Below are 25,659 nucleotides of genomic sequence, written 5' to 3'. Positions count from 1 at the left end.
GCGCGCCTCGACGAGGCGCTCCGGCAATTCGCGAAGCGCGACCGTCGCGCGACGAGGAAGACATGACGGATTCCGCTGAACGCACTCCGGCTGCTCCCGAGACCCTGGGCTGCCACTCGACGGCCGAGATGTCCGCCGCGGCGAGCGCCGCGGGCAATGCCGAGCTGATGGCACGATACAAGGCCGACTATCCGGTGGGGCCCCATGACAAGCCGCAGAGCATGTGCCCGGCCTTCGGGTCCTTGCGCACCGGCCTCCGGATGCGGCGGGTTGCCACGATCATTTCCGGTTCGGCCTGCTGCACTTACGGGCTGTCCTTCGTGTCGCACTTCTACGGGGCGCGGCGCTCGATCGGCTACGTGCCGTTCAACTCCGAGTCGCTGGTGACGGGCAAGCTCTTCGAGGACATCCGCGAGGCGGTCCACGAGATGGCCGATCCGCAGCGCTACGACGCGATCGTGGTGACGAACCTCTGCGTGCCGACCGCCTCGGGCGTGCCGCTGCGGCTCTTGCCCTCCGAGATCAACGGTGTCCGGATCGTGGGCATCGACGTGCCGGGCTTCGGCGTGCCGACCCATGCCGAGGCCAAGGACGTGCTGGCGGGCGCCATGCTGAAATATGCCCGCTCCGAGGCCGAGGCCGGCCCCGTGCAGGCGCCGGTCTCTGGCCGGTCCGACCGTCCGACCGTGGCGCTGCTGGGAGAGATGTTCCCGGCCGATCCGGTGATGATCGGGGCGCTGCTTGCGCCCCTTGGCCTCGCTGCCGGCCCGGTGGTGCCCTGCCGCGACTGGCGCGAGCTTTATGCCGCGCTCGACAGTGGCGTCGCCGCCGCGATCCACCCGTTCTACACGGCCTCCGTCCGTGAGTTTCAGGCCGCGGGCCGCGCCATCGTCGGATCCGCCCCGGTGGGGCATGACGGCACGGCCGCGTGGCTCGCAGCCATTGGCGAGGCCTACGGCATCGCCGCCGACAAGGTGGCCGCCGCGCAGAACGCCTTCCTGCCCGCGATCAAGGGCGCGCTTGCCGGCGCGCCGATCAAGGGGCGGATCACGCTCTCGGGCTACGAGGGCTCGGAACTGATCGTCGCCCGCCTGCTGATCGAGAGCGGCGCCGAGGTGCCTTACGTCGGAACCGCCGCAGGCAAGACGCCGTGGAGTGCCGCCGACCGTGAATGGCTGGAGGCGAAGGGTGTCGTGGTGAAATACCGCGCCTCGCTCGAGGACGACCTGGCCGCGATGGAGGGCTTCGAGCCCGACCTCGCCGTGGGGACGACCCCCGTGGTGCAGAAGGCGAAGTCGCTGGGCATTCCGTCGCTCTACTTCACCAACCTGATCTCGGCGCGGCCGCTGATGGGGCCGGCGGGGGCGGGCAGCCTCGCGCAGGTGATGAACGCGGCCATCGGCAACCGCGAGCGGATGTCGAAGATGAAGGCCTTCTTCGAAGGCGTGGGCGAGGGCGACACCGCCGGCATCTGGGAAGGCGCGCCGAACCTGCGGCCCGACTTCCGCGCCGCCCACCAGAAGAAGCTGGACAAGGCCGCCCGGGCCGCCAAGTCCGAGGAGATGATCTGATGCTGGTGCAGGATCATGACCGGGCCGGTGGCTACTGGGGCGCCGTCTACGCCTTCTGTGCGGTGAAGGGGCTTCAGGTGGTGATCGACGGCCCGGTGGGCTGCGAGAACCTGCCGGTAACCTCGGTGCTGCATTACACCGACGCTCTGCCTCCGCACGAGTTGCCGATCGTGGTGACCGGTCTCGGCGAGGACGAGATGAGCGAGGGCACGGAAGCCTCGATGAGTCGGGCGTGGAAGACGCTCGACCCGGCGCTGCCCGCCGTGGTGGTCACGGGCTCGATCGCCGAGATGATCGGCGGCGGCGTGACGCCGCAGGGCACCAACATCCAGCGATTCCTTCCCCGCACCATCGACGAGGACCAGTGGGAGGCCGCCGACCGGGCGATGACCTGGATCTTCTCCGAGTTCGGGATGACCAAGGGTCGCATGCCGCCCGAAGCGAAGCGCCCGGAGGGCGCGAAGCCGCGGGTGAACATCCTCGGGCCGATGTATGGCGTCTTCAACATGGCCTCGGACCTGCACGAGATTCGCCGTCTCGTCGAGGGGATCGGCGCCGAAGTGAACATGGTGATGCCTCTGGGCGCGCATCTGGCCGAGATGCGACACTTGGTCAATGCCGACGCCAACATCGTCATGTACCGCGAATTCGGCCGCGGTCTGGCCGAGGTGCTGGGCAAACCCTACCTCCAGGCGCCCATCGGGGTGGAGAGCACGACCGCCTTCCTGCGCCGCCTGGGCGAGATTCTGGGCCTCGACCCCGAGCCCTTCATCGAGCGCGAGAAGCACTCCACGCTGAAGCCGGTGTGGGATCTGTGGCGGAGTGTCACGCAGGATTTCTTCGGGACGGCCAATTTCGGCATCGTGGCGACCGAAACTTATGCAAGAGGCATCCGAAACTACCTCGAAAGCGATCTGGGGCTGCCCTGCGCCTTCGCAGTGGCGCGCAAGCGGGGCTCGAAGACCGACAACGAGGCTGTCCGCGCACTCATCCGCCAGCACCGTCCGCTGGTGCTGATGGGGTCGATCAACGAGAAGATTTACCTTGCGGAACTCAAGGCCGGCCACGGCCCGCAACCCTCTTTCATCGCTGCGTCTTTCCCGGGTGCGGCGATCCGGCGCGCTACCGGAACGCCCGTTATGGGATATGCAGGTGCTACGTGGTTACTGCAGGAAGTTTGCAACGCCCTGTTCGACGCCCTGTTCCACATCCTGCCCCTCGGGACGGAGATGGACAGCGCAGCCGCCACGCCGACGACACTGCGCCGCGACTTCCCTTGGGATGCCGATGCGCAAGCGGCCCTGGACCGCATCGTAGAGGAGCATCCGGTTCTTACCCGGATCAGCGCCGCGCGTGCCCTGCGCGACGCAGCCGAGAAGGCTGCGCTCGATGCCGGAGCCGAACGGGTCGTGAGAGAGACTGTCGAAGCCCTGCGTGGGCCGGGCTTCGGCGAGAGGAAGGGAGAGAACCAATGAGCGATCATGCCGTCAACGCGCCGGTCCATGCCGCCAGGGCCCACGGGCACCGAGCACCGCGCGCCGAGTTCTACGTCTACTTCGCCGTCATCCTGCTCGGGGCCTTCCCGGTCGCCTTCGTGAGCTGGGTCGTCTCGACGATTCGCCATGGCAAGCTTCCGAAGCGTGGCCCCTTCGCGTCCGCCTGGTTCGATGCCAAGGCGATCACGCCGTTGATTTTCCGCGCCTGACCGAGGTCAGGACGCGACTCGCCATTCGTCGTCTCCCCAAAGGGGGCGGCGGATTTATCGGGAGGGCATGGTGCCTTACCGTAACCCACGCCACCAGCATGTGGCGTCAGTCTTACGATCCGGAGGATAGCATGGCTGATAAATCCGACCTGGGCTACACAGGTCTTACGGACGAGCAGGCGCAGGAATTGCACTCCGTCTACATGAGCGGTCTTTGGCTGTTCAGCGCGGTGGCGATCGTCGCTCACCTCGCTGTGTACATCTGGCGTCCGTGGTTCTGAGGAGAACAAGATCATGAGCAAGTTCTACAAAATTTGGATGATCTTCGATCCCCGTCGCGTGTTCGTGGCTCAGGGCGTGTTCCTGTTCCTCCTCGCGGTGATGATCCACCTCATCCTGCTGAGCACCCCCAGCTACAACTGGCTGGAAATCTCCGCCGCCAAGTACAACCGCGTCGCCGTCGCCGAGTAATCGGGCCGGCCCTCCGTCGCGGGCGGCACCCACCGCCCGCGACGATTCCAAGGTTCAGCCATTGAGACGGCTCCACCACGCGCGCAAGCGCAGGTCGGGCCGACTGCAAGCGGAGAGGGAAGCATGGCACTGCTCAGCTTCGAGCGAAAATATCGCGTGCCGGGGGGCACGCTGGTCGGCGGAAACCTGTTCGACTTCTGGGTCGGCCCTTTCTACGTCGGCTTCTTCGGGGTTGCGACGATCTTCTTCGCCGCCCTGGGTACAATCCTGATTGCCTGGAGCGCCGTGCTTCAGGGCACCTGGAACCCCCAACTCATCTCGGTCTACCCGCCGGCCCTCGAATACGGGCTCGGAGGCGCTCCCCTCGCCGAGGGCGGGCTGTGGCAGATCATCACGATCTGCGCCACAGGTGCCTTCGTCAGCTGGGCGCTGCGCGAAGTCGAGATCTGCAACAAACTGGGGATCGGGTATCACATCCCGTTCGCCTTCTCGTTCGCCATCCTGGCCTACCTCACGCTGGTGCTTTTCCGACCGGTGATGATGGGTGCCTGGGGCTATGCGTTCCCCTACGGGATCTGGACGCACCTCGACTGGGTGTCGAACACGGGCTACACCTACGGCAACTTCCACTACAACCCTGCCCATATGATCGCCATCTCGTTCTTCTTCACGAACGCGCTGGCACTGGCGCTTCACGGCGCCCTGGTCCTGTCCGCCGCCAACCCCGAGAAGGGCAAGGAAATGCGGACGCCGGACCATGAGGACACGTTCTTCCGCGATCTCGTCGGCTACTCGATCGGTACCCTCGGGATCCACCGTCTCGGCCTGCTGCTCTCGCTCAGCGCCGTGTTCTTCAGCGCGCTCTGCATGATCGTGACCGGCACCATCTGGTTCGACGAATGGGCGACCTGGTGGCAATGGTGGGTGGACCTGCCCTGGTGGGCCAACATCCCGGGAGGCATCAATGGCTGAGTATCAGAACTTCTTCACCCAGGTTCAGGTCCGCGGACCGGCTGACCTCGGGATGACGGAAGACGTCAACCTGGCCAACCGCTCGGGTACCGGTCCCTTCTCGAACCTTCTCGGCTGGTTCGGCAACGCCCAGCTCGGCCCGATCTACCTGGGTTCGCTTGGTGTCCTGTCGCTCTTCTCCGGCTTCCTGTGGTTCTTCACCATCGGGATCTGGTTCTGGTACCAGGCGGGGTGGAACCCGGCCGTGTTCATGCGCGACCTGTTCTACTTCTCGCTCGAGCCGCCAGCACCGGAATACGGCCTGTCCTTCGCGGCTCCGCTGAAGGAAGGCGGGCTCTGGATCATCGCCTCGTTCTTCATGTTCGTCGCGGTCTGGTCCTGGTGGGGTCGGGTCTATCTGCGGGCGCAAGCCCTCGGCATGGGTAAGCACACCGCCTGGGCGTTCCTTTCGGCCATCTGGCTGTGGATGGTGCTGGGCTTCATCCGTCCGATCCTGATGGGGTCGTGGTCGGAAGCGGTTCCCTACGGCATCTTCTCGCACCTCGACTGGACGAACAACTTCTCGCTCGTCCACGGCAACCTGTTCTACAATCCCTTCCACGGTCTCTCGATCGCCACGCTCTACGGTTCGGCCCTGCTCTTCGCGATGCACGGTGCGACCATCCTCGCGGTCTCCCGCTTCGGCGGCGAGCGCGAGTTGGAGCAGATCGCCGACCGCGGGACGGCGGCGGAGCGGGCAGCCCTCTTCTGGCGCTGGACCATGGGCTTCAACGCCACGATGGAAGGCATCCACCGCTGGGCCATCTGGATGGCGGTCCTCGTGACCCTCACCGGCGGCATCGGCATCCTGCTCTCGGGCACGGTCGTGGACAACTGGTACGTCTGGGGCCAGAACCACGGCATGGCGCCGCTGAACTGAGGAGCGATCACAATGGCTGACAAGACCATCTTCGACGATCACCTCAACACCAACCCGAAGACCAACCTTCGCCTCTGGGTCGCTTTCCAGATGATGAAGGGTGCGGGCTGGGCCGGCGGCGTGTTCTTCGGAACGCTGATCCTGATCGGGTTCTTCCGGGTGGTCGGGCGGATGCTGCCGATCCAGGAGAACCAGGCTCCGGCGCCGAACGTGACCGGCGCCCTGGAAACCGGGCTCGAGTTGATCAAGCACCTCGTCTGAGAACCGATATGGGGCAGGGCGGCACGAAGCCGCCCGCCTCTTCAAATCCGGGCCATATCGCCGGCCCGGGTCCGGGGCGAAACCACAGCCCGGTTCCCTTCCTGTTGGCGACAGGGACCTGGTGCCGTGTGGAAGACCACGCGGCACCCTTTTGACATTTACGGGAGGCTCTGATGACCAATCCCATCCCGCGACCCGAAACCCCGCTTTTGGATCGCGTGTGCTGCCCGGCCGACATGAAGGCGTTGAGTGACGCCGAGCTTCAGCGGCTGGCCGACGAAGTGCGTTCCGAGGTGATTTCGGTCGTTGCCGAGACGGGAGGACATCTGGGGTCCTCGCTGGGGGTGGTCGAGCTGACCGTGGCGTTGCACGCCGTCTTCAACACCCCCACGGACAAGCTGGTGTGGGACGTGGGCCACCAGTGCTATCCGCACAAGATCCTGACCGGTCGCCGCGAAAAGATGCGGACGCTGCGGCAGAAGGGCGGCCTGTCCGGTTTCACCAAGCGGTCGGAATCCGAATACGACCCGTTCGGTGCCGCCCATTCCTCGACCTCGATCTCGGCAGCACTCGGCTTCGCGATGGGGCGCGAACTCGGCCAGCCGGTGGGCGACACCGTGGCCGTGATCGGCGACGGCTCGATCACCGCAGGCATGGCCTATGAGGCGCTGAATCACGCCGGCCACCTGAACAAGCGGCTGTTCGTGATCCTGAACGACAACGACATGAGCATCGCTCCGCCCGTGGGCGCGCTGGCGCGCTACCTGCTCAACCTGTCCTCCTCGGCACCTTTTGCTTCGCTGAAGGCCGCGGCCGACGGGATCGAGGCGTCGCTGCCGGGACCGCTCCGCGACGGGGCGCGCCGGGCGAAGCAACTCGTGACCGGCATGCCGGGCGGGGGCACGCTCTTCGAGGAACTGGGCTTCACCTATGTCGGCCCGATCGACGGCCACGACATGCCGACGCTTCTCAACACGCTGCGCGCGTCGCGGGCGCGGACCACGGGGCCGGTGCTGATCCATGTGGTGACGAAGAAGGGCAAGGGCTATGCCCCGGCCGAGACCGCGCCCGACCGCTACCACGGTGTGAACAAGTTCGATCCTGCGACGGGCGAGCAGAAGAAGTCGGTCGCAAATGCGCCCAACTACACGAAGGTCTTCGGCACGACCCTGACCGAGGAAGCCGCGCGCGATCCGCGCATCGTGGCGATCACCGCCGCCATGCCCTCGGGCACCGGCGTCGACATCATGCAGAAGCGCTTCCCGAACCGCGTCTTCGACGTGGGCATCGCCGAGCAGCACGCGGTGACCTTCGCGGCGGGCCTTGCAGGCGCGGGGATGAAGCCCTTCTGCGCGATCTATTCCTCGTTCCTTCAGCGGGGTTACGACCAGATCGCGCATGACGTGGCGCTCCAGAACCTTCCCGTCCGCTTCGTGATCGACCGCGCCGGGCTGGTGGGGGCCGACGGCGCGACCCATGCGGGTGCCTTCGACGTGGGCTTCCTGACCACGCTGCCGAACATGACCGTGATGGCGGCCGCCGACGAGGCCGAACTCGTGCACATGATCGCGACGGCCGTGGCCTTCGACGAGGGGCCGATCGCCTTCCGCTTCCCGCGGGGCGAAGGCGTGGGCGTCGAGATGCCCGAGCGCGGCACCGTGCTCGAGCCGGGCCGGGGCCGTGTGGTGCGCGAGGGGACCGATGTCGCGATCCTCTCCTTCGGCGCCCATCTGCACGAGGCTTTGCAGGCTGCAAAGCTCCTCGAAGCCGAGGGGATCAGCGCGACCGTGGCCGACGCGCGCTTCTCGCGCCCGCTCGACACCGGGCTGATCGACCAACTCGTGCGCCATCACGCGGCGCTGGTGACGGTGGAGCAGGGCGCCATGGGCGGCTTCGGCGCCCATGTCATGCATTACCTCGCCAACTCCGGCGGTTTCGACGGAGGCCTGGCCCTGCGGGTCATGACGCTGCCGGATCGCTTCATCGAGCAGGCGAGCCCCGAGGACATGTATGCCGACGCCGGGCTGCGTGCCGAGGATATTGTCTCCACGGCCCGGGATGCGCTTTCCCGGGGGCGCGTGATGCCGCTCCGGCAGGCTGCGAAGCCGAGGGCGGTGTGACATCGCTGCGCTGACCGGTCCCGCCGGTCAGCGCCCCGCAAGCCGGTGACCGAGGGCGGCGAGCCACGAGGGCGGGCCGCCCGCCGCCTCCTGCCGGTCGGCCGCTGCCAGCAGCGCATACATGCCACGCACGCCCAGCCAGCGCAGGGGTTCCGGCTCCCACCGCCGCACACGGCGGTTGACCCATGGCAGCCGCGTCAGGTCCGTCTCGCGACCCAGCGCGAGGTCGGCCAGCGTCCGGCCCGCAAGGTTCGATGTCGAGACGCCAACGCCGACATAACCGCCGGCCCAGCCGATCCCGGTCGCGGGATCGAGTCCGACGGTCGCGCACCAGTCGCGCGGCACGCCGAGCACTCCGCACCAGGCATGGTCGATCCGTGCCCCGGCCGCTGCCGGGAAATGCCGGCGCAGCCGAGCCATCAGGTGGGCGACGGTGGCGGGGTCCGCCTGGCCTCGCCTGTCGATCCTCGAACCCATCCTGTAGGGCGTGCCGCGGGCGCCGACCGCGATCCGCCCTTCGCGCGTGCGCTGGCAGTAGCAGTAGGCATTGGCAAAATCACCCACGATCTCCTGGCCTTGCCAGCCGATCTTCTCCCATGCTTCATCCGGCAGCGGCTCCGTCACGATCTGCGCTGAATTCAGTGGAAGCCATTCGTGCCCGAGGCCCGGCAACCCGGCCGTGAAACCCTCGGTGGCGCGGAGGATGATCTTCGCGCGGATGGTGCCGCGTCGCGTCTCGACCCGGCCGGGGCCGAGGCCCAGCACCTCCGTCTGCTCCGCGATCCGGACGCCCCGCCGCTCCACCGCCTCGGCGAGGCCGCGGACGAGCTTCGCCGGCTGAACCCGCGCCACTCCGCCGATGACCATGGCGCCGAGTGCCTTCGGGATCCGGATGCGCGAGGCGAGTTCTTCCGCCCCGAGGAGGCTCACACGCGCCTCGCCCCAGGCATGCCTGCGGCGAACCTCTTCTTCGGCGCGTGTCCACTGCGCAGGCGTCACGGCCACCATGAGTTCGTCCGTGCGCAGGATGTCGGCGTCGATCCCTTCGGCCTCGGCCATGCGGATCACCTCGTCCACCGTGCCGCTCATCGCCGTCACCATCTCCCGGACCCCATCCGGCGTGCCGGTCGAGAGGTAGCGGTCGTGGGTCCAGGCGAAGCCGCCGGTCAGCCAGCCGCCATTGCGTCCGGAGGCTCCGAAACCCGCGAACTCCTTCTCGACCACCAGCACATCGAGATCCGGTGCCCGATCCTTGATGTAGAGCGCCGTCCAGAGCCCGGTGTATCCGGCCCCTATGATGCAGACGTCGGCCTTGGCATCGCCCGTCAGGGGCGGACGCGGCGAAGGTACGCCGCCGATATCGGCATACCAGAACGAGATCTCGCCGTTGCGTCCGGGGGAAAGTGTCATCGCAGAAGCCTCTGGCGCGTTGCCGGTGCAGACTGGCCGCACAGCGGAGCCGGGGCAAGCCCGTGTGCTGGTTGCCACGCTGTGGATAAAGCGGTTCCGCGCTCTGTTGCCGCGCCTGCGCATCTGTGGCAAGAGGAAGGAGAGTGTGGCTGACGGAAGAGCTTGGCAGATGACGGATTTCGCAACGCGGCGGATGATGATGGTGGACACGCAGATCCGCCCCTCGGACGTGACGAAATTCCCGATCATCGACGCGATGCTGTCCGTTCCGCGCGAAGTGTACGTGCCCCGCGGGCTGCGCGAGGTCGCCTACATGAGCGAGAACGTGACGGTGGCGGCGAACCGCGTGCTGCTGGAGCCGCGGACCTTCGCGAAGCTGCTCGACACGCTGAACATCCAGCCCACGGAATCGGTGCTCGATGTGGGGTGCGGGCTTGGCTATTCCTGCGCGGTGATCGCCCGCCTCGCCGAGGCCGTCGTCGGCCTCGAGGAGGACGAGCAGCTTGCCGGCGAGGCGCAGCGCACGCTGTCCGCCGAAGGGGTGGACAATGCCGCGGTCATCGTGGGCTCGCTTGCGGGAGGTGCTGCCAAGCACGGCCCCTATGACGTCATCACCGTAGAAGGCGCCGTCGAGACCGTGCCACAGACACTGCTCGACCAACTCAAGGAAGGCGGTCGCATCGGCTGCATCTTCATGGAAGGGCCGCTCGGCGTTGCGCGGATCGGCTACAAGGTGGACGGGGCCATCACCTGGCGCCCCGTCTTCAACGCGAGTGCTCCGGTTCTTCCGGGGTTCGAGGTGAAGCGCGATTTTGCGCTGTAAGACAAATGTTTCAGAAACAAGATTTTGATAAGAGAGTGGAGAGGGGAATGAGAAAGATCAGACTTTGGGCCGTTGCGACCTGCTCGGCCTTGGCCGTCATGGCCTCGTCCGCGGCCCACGCCGAGACGCTTGCCGATGCCCTCATCTCCGCCTATCGCAACAGCAACCTGCTGGAGCAGAATCGCGCGCTGCTGCGTGCCACGGATGAGGATGTGGCCGTGGCGGTTGCGGCGCTCCGGCCTGTCGTGCAGTTCGTCGCGCAGTCGACCTATTCCTTCGACCGCGTTCACAGCGACGCCTCGCTTCTTGGGCCGGCCACACGCAGCAACGTCGAGGATCTGAATTCCTCGGTCGGGATCACCGCCTCGATGACCCTCTACGATTTCGGCCGCAATGCGCTTGCCGTCGAAGCCGCGAAGGAGAACGTTCTCGCCACCCGCGAGGCGCTGCTCCAGGTCGAGCAGAACGTGCTGCTGGATGCGGTCGATGCCTATGTCCGCGTGCAGCTTGCACAGTCGATCGTCAACCTGCGCCGCAACAACCTCGGCCTGATCGATCAGGAACTTCAGGCTGCGCAGGACCGGTTCGACGTGGGTGAGGTCACGCGCACGGACGTTTCGCAGGCCCAGGCCGCGCTTGCCGCCTCGCGGTCGGATCTCACCGCCGCCGAGGGTGACCTCGTCGTTGCGCGCGAGGCCTACAAGGCGGCCGTCGGCAACTATCCCGTCAATCTGGCGCCGCGTCCGGCGCCGCCGCGCACCGCCTCCAGCGTCGAGGCTGCCCGTCAGGTCGCGCTCCGCAGCCATCCGCAGATCCGCCAGGCGCAGCGCCAGGTGGCGGCCGCCGACCTCAACGTCGCCCGCGCGAAGGCGGCGATGAAGCCCTCGCTCACCGGCGATGCGAGCGTGGGCATTGATGACGAGGGGCAGGAATCGGCAAGCGTCGGCCTGACGCTTCGCCACACGCTCTATGCCGGAGGAGAGCTTTCCGCGCTCTTCCGCCAGTCGCTCGCCAACCGCGATGCGCAGAAGGCGAATCTGCTGCAGACCGGCGTGAACGTGACGCAGAACGTGGGCAATGCGTGGTCGACGGTTCAGGTGGCCTCGGCTGCCATCGCCGCCGGCGACGAGGAAGTGCGCGCCGCTCGGACCGCTTTTGACGGCGTCCGTGAAGAGGCGACTCTGGGCGCCCGCACCACGCTCGACGTGCTGAACGCCGAGCAGGACCTGCTCGACGCACAGGCGGACCGCCTCACCGCCGAAGCCCAACGCTACGTCGGCATCTACCAGGTGCTGGCGTCGATGGGGCTGCTGACGGTCGAGCATCTGAACCTCGGCATCCCGACCTACGATCCGTCCGCCTACTACAACGCTGTGAAGAATGCCCCTGCCACCAGTGCCCAGGGCAAGCGTCTGGACCGCGTGCTGCAATCGATCGGCCGGAACTGAACGATCCGGAGAGCAGATTTCGAGGGCCGGCTCCGCCGGCCCTTTTTTCATGATCTGGGTGACGCGCCATCATCTGCGCGCCGCCGCGGCGAGCAGGCAGCCAGCGGAGCAGGGGCTGATCTTCTCAGGACGATGCCCCGAACTTGTGTGGCGGGGCCGACCGGCCTAAAGTGGTGTCGCAACCTACCATCGGGGGACAGGATGTCGGAGCGCATGACCAATGTGGATTATGGGGACGTTCTGTCTTCCATCCGGCGGCTGGTGGCGGAGGACGCCCGCACCGAGGTCTTGCCTGTCGGTGCGGATCCGCTGGTCCTGACGCCCGCTCTCCGCGTTGTTCCGGCGGCGGAGCCTGTCCCGGCCGCGCCGTTCATGGAGGCCGACGAGGACTGGCTGCCGGAAGCCGAAGATGGCATGCCCGCAGAACGGGTTGCGACCGTCGTGAGTTTCTCGAAAGGATCGTTTGAAAGGCCGGCCGTCGAAGAGCCTCGCGTCGAACAGCCCCTTGCCGAGGAGCCCCGCGCAGACAGCGCCTGCGCCGAAGAGCTGGTTGCCCCGGATGAAGAGGTGGGTGAGGCGGTCGGCCTCGGTGCGATCGACGAGCAGCATCTGCGCGAGCTTGTCCGGGCTGCCATCCGCGAAGAACTTCAGGGTGCCATGGGCGAGCGGATCACGCAGAACATCCGCAAGCTCGTCCGTGCCGAGATGCATCGGGCGATTCTGACCCGCAATCACCTCTGACGCCGAACCCGTCGAGGGTGAGACGCGGATTGCCCCGGACGAGTCCGGGTCTTCCGTCCTTACGCAGATCTTCGTCAAGCCGATCAGCCATGTCAGCGATCGACCGGCTAGCGGACCAGTCGCGTCCCCAGACATCGGAAGTGACATCCGCAAAAGGAAAACGCGCCCCGGAGGGCGCGCTGTCCATAGCCGTAATCGCCGGTGGAGATCAGGCCGCTTCGGCCTGTTCCACCTCGAGCGCATGACGCCGCTCGCTCTCTTCGCGCGACAGCGCGACAGAGGTGCGGATCCCCTTGTTCACGAACTCCATCAAGCCCTTGACGACCCGCTCGTTGGGATCGATGCCGGCGCAGGAAAGCACTTCGCGGCCATCGCGCGAGCGCGCCCAGCGGGCGATCTGTTCCGGTCCGTTGCCATACTTCTTGTCGTCCGCGATGGCATCATCCAGCGCGGCCAGCACCACGGCAGCGAACAGTTTGCGGGCACGTTGCCCCTGTTCGAAGTTGAATGCGGTGCTGTCTATGAAATCGGCCATGAGTTTTTCCTGTTCTTGCTCTTTTCTCTTGTGGCGTCTGGCGAATATGCATATCCGCGCGTGATTCGGTGTCCTTCGTTCGGAATGCCCGCCATGCGTGCTGATCAACTCTCGTCGCTGAAGCCACCGCATCTTGAGGCATTGCCGCCCGATCCGGCCGCATATATAGCGTAGCGCCACAGCCGATCAAGCGCGCCGGGACGAACCATGCCGAAGATTAACGGAAACGAGATCAAGCCGGGATTCATCCTTGAGCATGATGGCGGCCTCTGGGCGGCCGTGAAGGTCAACCATGTGAAGCCGGGCAAGGGCGGAGCCTTTGCGCAGGTCGAGCTCAAGAACCTCCGCGACGGCCGCAAGCTCAACGAGCGGTTCCGCTCGGAGGACCGGGTCGAGCGGGTGGAGCTTGAGAACAAGGACCAGCAGTTTCTCTACGAGAGCGACGGGCGGCTGATCTTCATGGATGCCGAGACCTTCGAGCAGGTCGAGATCGACGCCGAGCTGCTGGGCGAGCGGCGTCCTTTCCTGCAGGACGGGATGGTCGCGACGGTCAACTACTACGGGGACGAGGCGCTGAACGTCACGCTGCCCGCCAAGGTCCGCTGCCGCGTGGTCGAGACCGAGCCGGTGGTGAAGGGACAGACCGCTGCCAACAGCTACAAGCCTGCGATCCTCGACAACGGCATGCGCATCATGGTGCCGCCCTTCATCGGTCCCGAGGAAGAAATCCTCGTCCATACCGAGTTCATGGAATATTCCGAGCGCGTGTGACCCGTAGCCTGCGCGCTTCCTTCTCGAAGCGAGGAAATCGAGACCGGTGCGAAGAAGGTCGGCTCTGCCTCAGGACGCCTCGGTGTCGAGCCGCAGGACGGCTTCTCCGGCTTGCATTTCACCCTGAGCGCGGTCATGGCGCAGATAAGCGATGGCCCGATCGCCCGCGCGGGTGAAGAGCGTGCCCGCGGGCTTGCCGTCGGCGGTGATCTCTGCCCCGAAGTCCGCATCGCCTGAGATGCTGACCCGAACCAGCCCCTTCCGCAGCTCGGTCTTGTGCTTCATCCGTGCGGTGACTTCCTGCCCGACGTAGCACCCCTTCCGGAAGTCCACGCCGTTGAGCGTCTCGAACCCCGCCTCGAGGATGTAGCTGTCGTCCGGAACCAGTTCGAGCCCGCTCTCGGGGATCACATGGGCGACCCGGATCGCGTCCCAGTCGATCGACGGCTCTCCCGCCGGCAGGCCGTAACCCCGCCAGCCCAGATCCGGATGCCGCGGGTCGGGCAGGGCGCCCGCCGGCGCCTCTCCCAGTCCTCGTGCCACCGGCAGATCCAGGGCCGTGATCTGAACGTCGGCGCGCAGGCGATACATGTTCAGCCGCTTCAGCGTCGCTTCCGCCACCCGGTCCGAGATGTCGATGAAGAGGCGGCCGGCGATGCGAACGACGAAGAAATCCGCCAGATACTTTCCCTGCGGCGAAAGGAGCGCCGCCCAGACGATCCCGTCCGCCCCCTCCAGCGGGCGGAGGTCGTTGGTGACCAGCCCCTGCAGGAAATGCAGCCGGTCCTTGCCCGTCAGCTCCCACAGCCTGCGGTCCGTCGCGATCTCACCCGGCATCGGCCTCTCCGTTCCTGAACTGAAGCCGGTGCAGCTCGGCATAGAGGCCGCCCCGCGCCAGCAATTCCTCATGCGTGCCCTCGTCGGCGACCCGGCCCGCTTCCATCACGATGATCCTGTCCGCCTGCCGCACGGTCGAGAGCCGGTGTGCGATGACGAGCGTCGTGCGCCCCTCGCCGAGCCGGGACAAGGCCTCCGCCACCAGCGCCTCGGACGCTGCGTCGAGGGCGGAGGTGGCTTCGTCCAGCAGCAGCACCGGCGCGTCAGAGACGAGCGCGCGGGCGATCGCCACCCTCTGGCGCTGCCCGCCGGAGAGCCGCGAGCCTCGCGGCCCGGCCGGCGTCAGATCGCCCTCGACCAGCCCGTCCATGAAGTCCGTCACATGTGCGGCCTCGAAGGCCTTGCGCAGCCTGTCCTCGGGCACCTCCCGGCCGAGGGTCACGTTTTCGCGGATCGTCTCGTCGAAGAGCCCCGCCTCCTGCGAGACAACGGCGAACTGTGCGCGCAGGTCTTCGAGCGCCATGTCGGCCGCATCGACGCCGTTCACGAGCACGCGCCCCGATGCGGGCTCCACCAGACCTGTCAGGAGGTGAAAGACCGTGCTCTTGCCCGCCCCCGAGGGGCCGACGAGGGCGGTCATCCTGCCGGGTGCCGCGCGGAAGCTCAGCCCGTTCAACACGGGCAGGTCTTCATAGGAGAAATGGACGTTCTCGAGGACGATCTCGGGGACGCCGGGGCGCGGCGTTGCGGTGGCGGGGCGACGGATCACCTCCGGCTCGGTGTCGAAAAGCCGGTAGATCCGCTCGAGGCTTGCCGCCGCCACCTGCCAGAAGCCCGAGAGATCGCCCAGGCGGCGGAGCGGCTGGAAGGTCAGGGCCATCGCGGTGAAGAAGGACATGAACTCGCCGGTGGTGCGCTCGCCCGATGCGATCTCGCGCCCGCCGAGGATCAGGACTGCGAAGAAGCCGACTCCGGTGATCACGTCGATCAGGGCCGGCATGGTCGCCCGCCCGACCGCCATCTTGAGCTGCCCGCGCACGATCAGGTCGATGATGCGGCGGAACCTGTCGAGCTGGTAGCCCTCCATCCGGTTCAGCTTGATCGGCTGGATGCCATGGAAGATCTCGTCAAGCCGGGTGGAGCGCTCGCCCGCCTGAATGCGCATCTGCCGCGTCTTCTTGCGGATGTAGCGCTGGATCACGATGGCGGGCAGGATCAGGACCGGCGCGCCGATCATGGCCGCCAGAGTCCAGACCACGTCGATGGAGAGGGCGACAGCGAAGAGGCCGATGAGCGAGACGACGTCTCGCCCCATGCCGAGGATGACGCTCGACCATACGCCCTGCACGGCGTTCGTGTCGCCCTGGACGCGCTCCATCAGCGCGCCGGGCGGGTTCTTCTGGAAGAAGGCCTGATCGAGCGTAAGGATGTGGCGCAGCAGATCCGCCTGCATGGCGGTCGAGCTGACCTGTGCGACCCGCGTGAGAATGGCCTTCGAGGCGACCGAAGTGACGGCCCGCAGCACGAAGAGCCCGAGGATGGCGAGCCCCACCCAGAGCAGCAGGCTGTTGCCGCCGGGGGCGAAGACCTTGTCGAAGAGCGGCTGGATCAGCCACGAGAGTGCACCGAGGGTAGAGCCCTCGATGACGTTCAGCAGAAGCGCCACGACCATCAGCCCCGTGTGGCGCTTGAGATAGCCGTGCCACAGCCTGCCGAAGAGACGGCCGGAGGTATAGCGCGGATCTGCGGGGTTGCGGGGCAAGGGTGGCCTCGGTCGGAGATTGGCTCGGGTCTATCGTGAAAGAGCGACCGCTTGCAAGGCGAGGAGACCCGCGCCGGCTCGGGAACACCGCCGCTCGGCATCCCGCGGATCTGCCGACCGCGAGGTCGATTGACCTTCGTCCGGGCCGGGCGTAGCCACGGCACACCAGTTCCCGGAGATCCTCGATGACGCTTGCGCATGGCCGTCCCTACCTCGCCATTCCCGGTCCCTCGGCCATGCCCGACCGCGTGCTCAACGCCATGCATCGCGCCGCGCCGAACATCTACGAGGGCGCGCTGCACGAAATGGTGGCGGGCCTGTGGCCGGACCTGAAGAGGGTCGCCGGAACGGCTCATCAGGTCGCGGTCTACATCGCGAACGGACACGGCGCCTGGGAGGCGGCGAACGTCAACCTCTTCAGCCGCGGCGACAGGGCGCTGGTCCTTGCCACCGGACGCTTCGGTCACGGATGGGCGGAGAGCGCCCGCGCCCTGGGTGTCGAGGTGGATCTGATCGATTTCGGCAAGGCCGCGCCCGCCGATCCCGCGCGGCTCGAGGAGGCGCTGCGCGCCGATCGCGATCACCGGATCAAGGCGGTTCTGGTGACCCATGTCGACACGGCCACGTCGATCCGCAACGACGTGGCGGCGCTGCGCGCGGCGATGGATGCGACGGGGCATCCGGCGCTGCTCGCCGTGGACTGCATCGCCTCGCTCGCCTGCGACGAATACCACATGGATGCCTGGGGGGCCGACGTGACCGTGGGCGCGAGCCAGAAGGGGCTGATGACGCCGCCGGGTCTCGGCTTCGTCTGGTATTCCGACCGCGCGCACGAGCGGTGCCGCGCCTCGGATCTTCGCACGCCCTACTGGGACTGGACCGCCCGGAGTTTCGGCACCGAGTTCTGGCAGCATTTCTGCGGCACGGCGCCGACCCATCACCTCTTCGGCCTTCGCGAAGCGCTCGACATGATCCTCGCGGAAGGGCTGCCCGCCGTCTGGGCGCGGCACGATGCGCTCGCCCGCGCGGTCTGGGCGGCCTTCGACCATTGGGGAGAGGGCAATCCCGCGATCGCGCTGAATGTGGCCGATCCTCTCCACCGCGGCCGGTCCGTGACCGCCGCGCGCATGGGCGCCCCCGATGCGACGCGGCTTCGGGAATGGACGGAGAGCCGGGCCGGCGTCACGCTGGGGATCGGCCTCGGCATGGCTCTGCCCTCCGAGCCCGCCTATCACGGTTTCCTGCGCGTCGCGCATATGGGTCATGTGAACGCACACATGACGCTCGGCGCGCTTGCGGTGATGGAGGCGGGCCTCGCCGCCCTGAGCATTCCGCACGGCAAGGGTGCATTGGCGGCGGCGGCCGCGACGCTCGGCGCGGCGGCCTGAGAGCGAGGGAGGCCGACGTCCGTCCGTCAGGGCGGACCTGCGGCCGTCGAGGAACCTCGGCCAAAGCTCGCTGAGTGGTTCCCGCCGGGAAATCGGTGCTCCCGAAGCTCACGGCGCGTGCCGCAGCCTGAGTAACTTCTGGCTTCGCCGAGACCGTCGCCAATGCGAAAACTGCCACCTGCGGGGAACGGCGCCTGTCCGCCTGTCCGATGGCTTGTCTCAGGCCGGGCCTGGTCCGACGCCTCCCGTGCCGAAAGCCCGGTCGGAGGGCCCCGAGAGCGGCTTGGCGCCCGCCTCCTGACGGGCAGTTGCAGCACAGGCTGCACAAGAGCGCGCCGTTCTGTGCGTGGAAGCGAAGCCCGCGACAGCCACGGCTCTTCACCACAGCGCGGCCAGGCCCTATCTTTTCCTGCATGCGACCTCAGATCCCCGGCGCCCAGGTTCCCGGCGCACAGACCATCGCCGCCGTCATGTCCCGACCCTCGGGCCGCCGTCCCGTGGTCGGCATCATCGGCAACTCGTCCCTGCTGAACGAGAGCTATCCTGTCCACGCCGGGGGGACGATGAACAGCGAGGCCGTGGCGCTCGTCTCGGGCTGCCTGCCGCTGATCATCCCCACCGATCCCAACTTCGTGACGGTCGAGGAACTTCTCGACCTCTGCGACGGCTTCCTGCTGACCGGCGCGCGCCCGAACGTCCATCCCTCCGAATACGGGGAGGACGAGACCCCCGCTCATGGTCTGTTCGAGCGCAGCCGCGATGCGATCACGCTGCCGCTGGTCCGGGCCTGTGTCGAGCGCGGCCAGCCGTTCCTCGGCATCTGCCGCGGGTTCCAGGAGGTGAACGTGGCGATGGGCGGAACGCTTCATCCCGAGATCCGCGACCTGCCGGGCCGGATGAACCACCGGATGCCTCCCGACGGGACGATCGAGGAAAAGTTCGCCCTACGGCACAGCGTGCGCTTCACGCGCGGCGGGGTGTTCCACCGCCTCATGGGCGCGGAAGAGGTCATGACCAACACGCTGCACGGGCAGGGCATTGCCCGCGCCGGCCGCCGCATCGTGATCGACGGAACCGCGCCGGATGGCACGCCCGAGGCAATCTACATCGAGGGCGCGCCGGGCTTCACGCTCTCGGTCCAGTGGCATCCCGAATGGAATGCGGTGAACGACCCCGTGTCGCGTCCGTTGTTCAGCGCCTTCGGGGATGCTGTGCGCAGCTGGGCGCAATGCCACGCGCCCGCTCGGATGAGCGCCTGACAGCGCAGGTCATGTGATGAGCGTCTGACAGCGCAGGCAACGAGCGCGGGGCGTTGCGGCCGGGACCGGGCGAGCGCGTGACGGTGCTGCCGGGGCCGGGAGGTCTCATCCGACGGCCGATCCGCCCGGCGGCGGCGTGGAGGACAGGCCGACCCGCCTGATGCGCTGCGGGCAGGGCATGTCAAGTGCCGGGGTCGATCCTGCTTGATGTCCCGCGAGCAGGGAACGTGCAGATTTGCGCCACATTGCAGGAAGGGCGGCTCTTGCGGAGCCGCCCTTCTTTTGCTGGACCTGACTGGCGCCCCGTCAGAGGGCGTTGGTCGGTGCCGGCTCGGTCGGCGCGGCTGCCTCGGCCGGTGGCAGCAGGACGGGCGCGCTGGGTTCGGGCAGAGGCTCGGGCGCGGGTACTGCGGTCGGCTCGTCGGCAAGCGGCGTCCCGGTTTCCGGTGGCGTGTCCAGCGCCGGAGTCCCGGCCGCAGGCACGCTTTCCTCGGGGGCCGGCGTCGCAGCGGCCGGCGCGGCGGGAACGCCGTAGGGCGACAGCATCGGAAGGTTCGACAGCCCCGACGGGATCGCCGGTGCCGGCGTCGCCGGAGCGGCTGCCACCGCGACGGGCTTCGACTTCTTCGGCGGAGGCGGCGGCAGGGTGAGGCCGGTCGGCATCCGGCCGTCCTGCGTCATGACCACCACCTTCGCGCCGCTCGGCACGCGCTCGAACAGGTCGATCACGTCCTGGTTGATCATGCGGATGCAACCCGACGAGGCGTTGTGCCCGATCGAGTTCCATTCCGGTGTCCCGTGGATCCTGTAGCCGTAGTCACGCCCGTTCGTCTCGAGGTAGAGCGCGCGCGCGCCGAGCGGGTTCGTCGGGCCGCCCGGCTGGCCCTTCTCCCATTTCGCCAGTTCGGGCTTGCGCTCGATCATCTCGGGCGGCGGCGTCCAGGTCGGCCAGTGGCGACGGTTCGCCACGACGGCGGTGCCGGACCATTGAAAGCCGGCCTTGCCCACGGCGATGCCGTAGCGGATTGCCGTGTCCTTCCCGGTGATGAAATAGAGCACGCGCTCCTTGGGGTTGATGACGATCGTCCCCGGAGCCTCGTTGCTGGTATAGGCGACCGTCTGGCGCTGGTATTGCACCGGCACGCGGTCGGTCGGGATTGCAGGAAGCTGAAAATTGCCATCCGCGCGGGCGGCGTAGGCGCCCTGGAAGAGTTTCGGCTGCGGCGCCGGATCCTCCACCTTCGAGTTCACCATGGCTGCGTCCGGCACGCAGCCTCCCAGCATACCCGCCGCGAGAACCGCGACCGCAAGCTTCCGTCCGATCAGATCCATTCCGCTGTCCTGCCCCGCGCCAGCCCTTCTGGCCGGCTGTCTAAAGGATGAAAGTAAACGACTCGGGCGCAATGGTCAAAGCCGGACCGGGCAATGCAACAATGGCAGACCTTTTACTGCCACAGAATCGCAGGAATGCGCCTGCCGATTGCTCGCCCTGAAGGAGATCCGAGGAGGTCGCCGCCCTGCGCCGGAAGCCGATGCTTCCGCCTGAAGTCGCATCCGACCGGCGCGGGAGATTCGATGTTACCGATGCCGGCCCCTCCGCTGCCGTGTCGCCGTCAGGTCACGGCGGCGCGGCGCCTGTATTCCTCGCGGTCCCAGAGCCGCCCCTCCATCACCTCGGCCAGGATCTCCGCGGCCCGGCTCACCTCGGAGGGGCCGATGTAGAGAGGGGTGAAGCCGAAGCGGAGGATGTCGGGGGCACGGAAGTCGCCGACCACGCCGCGGGCGATCAGCGCCTGCATGATCGCGTAGCCCTCGGGATGGCGGAAGCTGACCTGCGAGCCGCGCCGGGCATGCTCGCGGGGCGTGGCGAGGGCGAGATCGGGACAGCACGCCTCGACCTCGGCGATGAACCGGTCGGTGAGATCCAGCGACCGCGCCCGCAGATCGGTCATCGAGACACTCTCCCAGACGTCAAGCGCCGCGTCCAGCGCCGCCATCTGGAGCACCGGCGGCGTGCCGACGCGCATCCGCTCGATGCCGCGGCCCGGCCTGTAGCCGAGATCGAAGGCGAAGGGGGCCTCGTGCCCGAGCCAGCCGGACAGGGCCGGCACCGCGCGCTCGCCGTGGCGGGGGGCGACATAGATGAAGGCGGGGCCGCCCGGACCCGAGTTCAGATACTTGTAGGTGCAGCCCACCGCGAAATCGGCACCTTCCTCGGCCAGGCGGACGGGCAGGGCGCCTGCCGAATGGGCGAGGTCCCAGATCGCCAGCGCCCCCGCCTCATGTGCGCGGGCCGTGATGGCGGCCATGTCGTGACGGCGGCCGGTGCGGTAGTCGACCTCCGTCACCATGACGGCGGCCACGCTTTCGTCGATCGCGCCCTCGACCTCCTCGGGGGCGACCAGACGCAGTTCGCGGTTGCCGAGCATCCGGCAGAGCCCCTCGGCCATGTAGAGGTCCGAGGGGAAGTTGCCGCTGTCCGACAGGATCACCCGCCGGCCGGGCCGCATCTGGCAGGCCGCGGCCAGAGCCTGGAAGACCTTGATCGAGAGGGTGTCCCCCAGCACGACCGTTCCGGGTCCGGCGCCGATCAGGGCACCGATCCGGTCGCCGAGCCGCCGAGGCATTTCCATCCAGCCGGCGCGGTTCCAGCCGGTCACCAGCATCTCGCCCCACTCTTCGGTCACGCAGGCGGCAACGCGCGCCGCGGCGGCCCGTGGCAGCGGCCCGAGCGAGTTGCCGTCGAGGTAGATCACCCCCTCGGGCAGGTCGAACATGGCCCGTGTCGCCTCGAAATCCGTCATGCGCCTCTCCTCTTCCTGCTGCAGCGGAGGTAGCGGCAAATCGCGCGGGGCCGCAAGGCGGCTGGGCACTTTGCGGCGGCGGCGGGGCATGGCATGAGGGGCGCGACCAGAGGAAGGACCCGATGAAGCATCTCGATCTGCCGCCGTTCTGGCTTCTTCTCTTCGTGATCCTCGCGCTGGCACTCGATTGGCTGGTGCCGCTCGGCGTCTTCGGGCTGCCGGGGCGCGTCGCAGGCGTGGGGCTCTGCCTCGCGGGCCTCGTGATCTCGGCCATGGCCGCACGGAAGATGCGGCGCGCCGCCACGACGGTCATGCCGCATCGGATGCCGACCGCGCTCGTGACCGACGGCATCTTTGCCCGGAGCCGGAACCCGATCTACCTTGCCGACGTGATGATCCTTCTTGGCGTGCTGCTCTGGATCGACGCGCCGCTCGGCCTGCCGCTGGTGGCGGGCTACATGTGGGTGCTGACGCGGCGCTTCATCGAGCCGGAAGAGGCGCGTCTGCGCCTCGCCTTCGGCGACGCCTACGAGGAGTGGACACGGCGCACGCGGCGCTGGCTGTGACGCCGCGGCAACGCGCCTACTGGATGAATCCTGCAACTTGCTGCAAGGCGGCATCCGTCTTGCGTAATTTTCTTGCGCAATGTTAAACAGGCGGTCCGGCGAACGCCAGCCGGAGCCGCGAACAGGGGGATAATCGGTGAAGATCGGAGCACCCAGAGAGATATTCGAGGGCGAGGCCCGCGTCGCCATGACGCCGGATTCGGCCCTACAGCTTCAGAAGCTCGGGCATCACTGCGTGATCGAGACCGGCGCCGGCATCAAGGCGGGCTTCTCCGATGAAGCCTATGCCGCCGCGGGCGTCGAGGTCCTGCCCTCGGCCCGCGCCGTATTCGACGCCGCGGACATCGTGGTGAAGGTGCGGGGTCCCGAGCGGTCCGAGGCCGAGATGCTGCGCAGCGGGCAGACGCTCATCTCGTTCTTCTGGCCGGCACAGAACGCCGAGCTTCTCGAACTCTGCAAGGACCGGGGTGCCACCGTCGTCGCGATGGACATGGTGCCGCGAATCTCCCGCGCACAGAAGATGGACGCCCTGTCCTCGACGGCCAACATCGCAGGCTACCGCGCGGTCATCGAGGCCGGCAACAACTTCGGCCGGTTCTTCACCGGCCAGGTGACGGCCGCGGGCAAGGTTCCGCCGGCCAAGGTGCTCGTGGTGGGCGCGGGCGTGGCGGGTCTGGCCGCCATCGGCACCGCGACCTCGCTGGGCGCAATCACCTACGCCTTCGACGTTCGCCCCGAGGTGGCCGAGCAGATCGAGTCGATGGGCGCCGAATTCGTCTTCCTTGACTTCGAGGAGGCGCAGGACGGTGCGGCTACCGGCGGCTATGCGGCTCCCTCCTCCCCCGAGTTCCGCGAGAAGCAGCTCGAGAAGTTCCGCGAACTCGCCCCCGACATGGACATCGTGATCACCACGGCCCTGATCCCCGGCCGCCCGGCTCCGAAGCTCTGGACCGAGGACATGGTCAAGGCGATGAAGCGCGGCTCGGTGATCGTGGACCTCGCGGCCGAGCGCGGCGGCAACTGCGAACTGACCGTGCCCGACGAGAAGATCGTGACGCCGAACGGCGTGACCATCGTGGGTTACACCGACTTCCCCAGCCGGATGGCGGCGCAGGCCTCGACGCTTTATGCGACCAACATCCGCCACATGCTGACGGACCTCACGCCGAAGAAGGACGGCGTGATCGACCACAACATGGAGGATGACGTCATCCGCGGCGCGACCGTGACGCACGCGGGCGAGATCACCTTCCCGCCGCCGCCGCCGAAGGTCGCCGCCATCGCCGCGGCCAGGCCACGCGAGAAGGTCAAGGAGCTGACGCCCGAGGAGAAGCGTGCCGCCGAGCGCGCGGCCTTCCGCAAGCAGACGATCAGCCAGGTCGCGATGCTGGCCATCGGCACCGCGCTGCTCATGTTCGTGGGCAACTACGCGCCGGCCTCGTTCATGGCGCATTTCATCGTCTTCGCGCTGGCGTGCTTCGTGGGCTTCCAGGTGATCTGGAACGTCTCGCACTCGCTGCACACGCCGCTGATGGCCGTCACCAACGCGATCTCGGGCATCGTGATCCTCGGTGCATTGCTGCAGATCGGCTCGGGCAACTGGCTCGTGGTGATCCTCGCGGCGATCTCGGTCCTGATCGCCTCGATCAACATCGTCGGCGGCTTCCTGGTCACGCGCCGGATGCTTGCCATGTTCCAGAAGTCGTAAGGAGGCCCCGATGAGCATCGGACTGACATCCGCCGCCTACATCGCCGCGGCCATCCTCTTCATCCTCTCGCTCGGCGGCCTTTCGGGGCAGGAGAGCGCGAAGCGCGCCGTGTGGTATGGCATCGTCGGCATGGCGCTGGCCGTGGGCGCCACCGTCTTCGGGCCGGGCGTAGGCCATTACATCGTGATCGCGGTCATGGTGCTCGCGGGCGCCATCGCAGGCGCCTACGTCGCCAAGAAGGTCGAGATGACCGAGATGCCGCAGCTTGTCGCGGCGCTCCATTCCTTCGTCGGCCTTGCCGCGGTCTTCATCGGCCTCAATGCCCAGTTCGAGCTGGCCTCGGTCGTGAACATGCAGCAGGCAGGCGCCGACACCTCGGTTCTCGCAGGCTTCGCCGAAGTGCTGGCCCACAAGACCCCGGTCGAGATCCTGATCCTGAAGGTCGAGGTCTTCCTCGGCATCTTCATCGGGGCCGTCACCTTCACCGGCTCTGTCGTGGCCTTCGGCAAGCTTGCGGGCAAGATCGACGGCAAGCCTGCGAAGCTGCCCGGCGGTCACCTGATCAACGCGGCGACCATCGTGGCCTCGGTGGCGCTGCTCGTGGTCTACTTCAACGCGCCGGCCGGAACCGCGGTCTGGACGCTCCTGCTGATGACGCTGATCGCGGGCTTCCTCGGCTGGCACCTGATCATGGGGATCGGCGGCGCCGACATGCCCGTGGTTGTCTCGATGCTGAACAGCTACTCGGGCTGGGCCGCGGCCGCCATCGGCTTCACGCTGGGCAACGACCTCTTGATCGTGACCGGCGCTCTGGTCGGTTCCTCGGGTGCGATCCTGAGCTACATCATGTGCAAGGCGATGAACCGCTCGTTCATCTCGGTGATCCTCGGCGGCTTCGGCGGCACGGCCGGTCCCGCGCAGGAGATCGCGGGAGAGATGATCGCCATCGACGCCGAAAGCGTGGCGGACGCGCTGAACGACGCCGAAAGCGTCATCATCGTTCCCGGCTACGGCATGGCTGTGGCGCAGGCGCAGGGCTCGGTCTCGGAACTGACCCGCAAGCTGCGGGCCCGCGGCAAGGAAGTGCGCTTCGCCATCCACCCGGTCGCGGGACGCCTGCCGGGCCACATGAACGTGCTGCTGGCCGAGGCGAAGGTGCCCTACGACATCGTGATGGAGATGGACGAGATCAACGAGGACTTCCCCTCGACCGACGTCGCCATCGTCATCGGCTCGAACGACATCGTGAACCCGGCGGCGCAGGAGGATCCGAACTCGCCCATCGCCGGGATGCCGGTGCTCGAGGTCTGGAAGGCCAAGCAGGTGTTCGTTTCGAAGCGCGGGCAGGGCACCGGCTATTCCGGCATCGAGAACCCGCTGTTCTACAAGGAGAACACGCGGATGTTCTACGGCGACGCCAAGAAGAGCCTCGACGCACTCCTGCCGCTGATCGAGTGACCGGGCGTTCCGTCCATCCGCGCGCGTCCCGCCCCGGCGGGGCGCGCGTTGCATTCGGGCCGCGCCCTGTGGGGCGGGTGTGGTGACACCCACAGCCGAGGCAATGCGCCAGGCGCCGGGCGCCGGGTG

General features: G+C 67.5%; 24 protein-coding genes. 18 read left to right on the top strand and 6 right to left on the bottom strand.

The window, feature by feature from the left end:
• The first annotated feature begins 62 nt into the window (after positions 1 to 62).
• The 9 genes from bchY to dxs all read left to right on the top strand — a co-directional run bounded on the left by bchY (position 63) and on the right by dxs (position 8,019).
• On the top strand, positions 63 to 1,571 hold the full coding sequence (gene bchY / locus ACTVZP_RS08680) for a chlorophyllide a reductase subunit Y (protein ID WP_443211746.1): 1,509 nt from the start codon (positions 63 to 65) through the stop codon (positions 1,569 to 1,571).
• Positions 1,571 to 3,046, top strand: a complete 1,476-nt coding sequence (bchZ, locus tag ACTVZP_RS08675; RefSeq protein WP_443211745.1) for a chlorophyllide a reductase subunit Z — start codon at positions 1,571 to 1,573, stop codon at positions 3,044 to 3,046. The genes bchY and bchZ overlap by 1 nt, the downstream gene beginning before the upstream one ends.
• Complete coding sequence (gene pufQ, locus ACTVZP_RS08670; RefSeq protein ID WP_443211744.1) at positions 3,043 to 3,276, top strand: photosystem biosynthesis protein PufQ; 234 nt, start codon at positions 3,043 to 3,045, stop codon at positions 3,274 to 3,276. Before bchZ ends, pufQ begins: the two co-directional genes overlap by 4 nt.
• A gap of 131 nt (positions 3,277 to 3,407) precedes the next feature.
• Positions 3,408 to 3,557: a light-harvesting antenna LH1, beta subunit gene (gene pufB, locus ACTVZP_RS08665; protein WP_002720423.1), complete on the top strand. Its 150-nt coding sequence runs from the start codon at positions 3,408 to 3,410 to the stop codon at positions 3,555 to 3,557.
• A gap of 13 nt (positions 3,558 to 3,570) precedes the next feature.
• Positions 3,571 to 3,747: a light-harvesting antenna LH1, alpha subunit gene (gene pufA, locus ACTVZP_RS08660; protein WP_002720422.1), complete on the top strand. Its 177-nt coding sequence runs from the start codon at positions 3,571 to 3,573 to the stop codon at positions 3,745 to 3,747.
• A gap of 123 nt (positions 3,748 to 3,870) precedes the next feature.
• Complete coding sequence (gene pufL / locus ACTVZP_RS08655; protein WP_443211743.1) at positions 3,871 to 4,719, top strand: photosynthetic reaction center subunit L; 849 nt, start codon at positions 3,871 to 3,873, stop codon at positions 4,717 to 4,719.
• Positions 4,712 to 5,638: a photosynthetic reaction center subunit M gene (gene pufM, locus ACTVZP_RS08650; protein WP_443211742.1), complete on the top strand. Its 927-nt coding sequence runs from the start codon at positions 4,712 to 4,714 to the stop codon at positions 5,636 to 5,638. The genes pufL and pufM overlap by 8 nt, the downstream gene beginning before the upstream one ends.
• A 12-nt stretch (positions 5,639 to 5,650) precedes the next feature.
• Complete coding sequence (gene pufX / locus ACTVZP_RS08645) at positions 5,651 to 5,899, top strand: reaction center-light-harvesting complex protein PufX (RefSeq protein WP_443211741.1); 249 nt, start codon at positions 5,651 to 5,653, stop codon at positions 5,897 to 5,899.
• A 173-nt stretch (positions 5,900 to 6,072) separates the two neighbouring features.
• A complete protein-coding gene (gene dxs, locus ACTVZP_RS08640) occupies positions 6,073 to 8,019 on the top strand; it encodes a 1-deoxy-D-xylulose-5-phosphate synthase (protein ID WP_443211740.1) in 1,947 nt (648 codons plus the stop codon).
• 27 nt (positions 8,020 to 8,046) lie between these two features.
• Here the strand turns inward: dxs and ACTVZP_RS08635 are convergent, their stop codons facing one another.
• Positions 8,047 to 9,429 carry an NAD(P)/FAD-dependent oxidoreductase gene (locus tag ACTVZP_RS08635; RefSeq protein WP_443211739.1) on the bottom strand — a complete coding sequence of 461 codons (1,383 nt, stop codon included), beginning with the start codon at positions 9,427 to 9,429 and terminating at the stop codon, positions 8,047 to 8,049.
• A gap of 169 nt (positions 9,430 to 9,598) precedes the next feature.
• On the opposite strand from ACTVZP_RS08635, the gene ACTVZP_RS08630 reads away from it, so the two are divergent.
• From ACTVZP_RS08630 to ACTVZP_RS08620, 3 genes are all read left to right on the top strand, one after another.
• Positions 9,599 to 10,252 carry a protein-L-isoaspartate O-methyltransferase family protein gene (locus ACTVZP_RS08630; RefSeq protein WP_443211738.1) on the top strand — a complete coding sequence of 218 codons (654 nt, stop codon included), beginning with the start codon at positions 9,599 to 9,601 and terminating at the stop codon, positions 10,250 to 10,252.
• Between the two features lie 47 nt (positions 10,253 to 10,299).
• Positions 10,300 to 11,700: a TolC family outer membrane protein gene (locus ACTVZP_RS08625; protein ID WP_443211737.1), complete on the top strand. Its 1,401-nt coding sequence runs from the start codon at positions 10,300 to 10,302 to the stop codon at positions 11,698 to 11,700.
• Between the two features lie 372 nt (positions 11,701 to 12,072).
• Complete coding sequence (locus ACTVZP_RS08620) at positions 12,073 to 12,441, top strand: hypothetical protein (RefSeq protein ID WP_443211736.1); 369 nt, start codon at positions 12,073 to 12,075, stop codon at positions 12,439 to 12,441.
• A gap of 208 nt (positions 12,442 to 12,649) precedes the next feature.
• Here the strand turns inward: ACTVZP_RS08620 and ACTVZP_RS08615 are convergent, their stop codons facing one another.
• Complete coding sequence (locus tag ACTVZP_RS08615) at positions 12,650 to 12,976, bottom strand: DUF6280 family protein (RefSeq protein WP_443211735.1); 327 nt, start codon at positions 12,974 to 12,976, stop codon at positions 12,650 to 12,652.
• Between the two features lie 207 nt (positions 12,977 to 13,183).
• On the opposite strand from ACTVZP_RS08615, the gene efp reads away from it, so the two are divergent.
• Positions 13,184 to 13,747, top strand: coding sequence for an elongation factor P (gene efp / locus ACTVZP_RS08610; RefSeq protein ID WP_443211734.1), 564 nt, complete (start codon positions 13,184 to 13,186; stop codon positions 13,745 to 13,747).
• Between the two features lie 69 nt (positions 13,748 to 13,816).
• Here efp and ygfZ read toward each other — a convergent pair whose 3' ends face one another.
• Positions 13,817 to 14,584, bottom strand: coding sequence for a CAF17-like 4Fe-4S cluster assembly/insertion protein YgfZ (ygfZ, locus tag ACTVZP_RS08605; RefSeq protein ID WP_443211733.1), 768 nt, complete (start codon positions 14,582 to 14,584; stop codon positions 13,817 to 13,819).
• On the bottom strand, positions 14,574 to 16,346 hold the full coding sequence (locus ACTVZP_RS08600) for an ABC transporter ATP-binding protein (protein ID WP_443211732.1): 1,773 nt from the start codon (positions 16,344 to 16,346) through the stop codon (positions 14,574 to 14,576). Before ACTVZP_RS08600 ends, ygfZ begins: the two co-directional genes overlap by 11 nt.
• A gap of 185 nt (positions 16,347 to 16,531) precedes the next feature.
• Here ACTVZP_RS08600 and ACTVZP_RS08595 point away from each other — a divergent pair, with 185 nt between their 5' ends.
• Entirely contained in the window at positions 16,532 to 17,734 is a 1,203-nt protein-coding gene (locus tag ACTVZP_RS08595) for a pyridoxal-phosphate-dependent aminotransferase family protein (protein ID WP_443211731.1), read from the top strand.
• Positions 17,735 to 18,204: 470 nt separating this feature from the next.
• A complete protein-coding gene (locus ACTVZP_RS08590; protein WP_443211931.1) occupies positions 18,205 to 18,993 on the top strand; it encodes a gamma-glutamyl-gamma-aminobutyrate hydrolase family protein in 789 nt (262 codons plus the stop codon).
• Between the two features lie 306 nt (positions 18,994 to 19,299).
• On the opposite strand, the gene ACTVZP_RS08585 is transcribed toward ACTVZP_RS08590, so the two are convergent.
• Both ACTVZP_RS08585 and kynU read right to left on the bottom strand, forming a co-directional pair.
• Entirely contained in the window at positions 19,300 to 20,325 is a 1,026-nt protein-coding gene (locus ACTVZP_RS08585) for a L,D-transpeptidase (protein ID WP_443211730.1), read from the bottom strand.
• 281 nt (positions 20,326 to 20,606) lie between these two features.
• Positions 20,607 to 21,797 (bottom strand): kynureninase, encoded by a 1,191-nt coding sequence (kynU, locus tag ACTVZP_RS08580; RefSeq protein WP_443211729.1) that lies wholly within the window; start codon positions 21,795 to 21,797, stop codon positions 20,607 to 20,609.
• 122 nt (positions 21,798 to 21,919) lie between these two features.
• Between kynU and ACTVZP_RS08575 the strand changes: the two genes are divergently transcribed.
• From ACTVZP_RS08575 to ACTVZP_RS08565, 3 genes are all read left to right on the top strand, one after another.
• Positions 21,920 to 22,363: a methyltransferase family protein gene (locus ACTVZP_RS08575; RefSeq protein ID WP_443211728.1), complete on the top strand. Its 444-nt coding sequence runs from the start codon at positions 21,920 to 21,922 to the stop codon at positions 22,361 to 22,363.
• Positions 22,364 to 22,499: 136 nt separating this feature from the next.
• Entirely contained in the window at positions 22,500 to 24,071 is a 1,572-nt protein-coding gene (locus tag ACTVZP_RS08570) for a Re/Si-specific NAD(P)(+) transhydrogenase subunit alpha (RefSeq protein WP_443211727.1), read from the top strand.
• 10 nt (positions 24,072 to 24,081) lie between these two features.
• Entirely contained in the window at positions 24,082 to 25,530 is a 1,449-nt protein-coding gene (locus ACTVZP_RS08565; RefSeq protein ID WP_443211726.1) for an NAD(P)(+) transhydrogenase (Re/Si-specific) subunit beta, read from the top strand.
• Positions 25,531 to 25,659 lie beyond the last annotated feature (129 nt).

Origin of the sequence: Rhodobacter sp. NSM (genome assembly GCF_052244495.1) — a bacterium.
Classification (GTDB): domain Bacteria; phylum Pseudomonadota; class Alphaproteobacteria; order Rhodobacterales; family Rhodobacteraceae; genus Cereibacter_A.
This window is presented reverse-complemented; position numbering and strand designations above follow the sequence as displayed.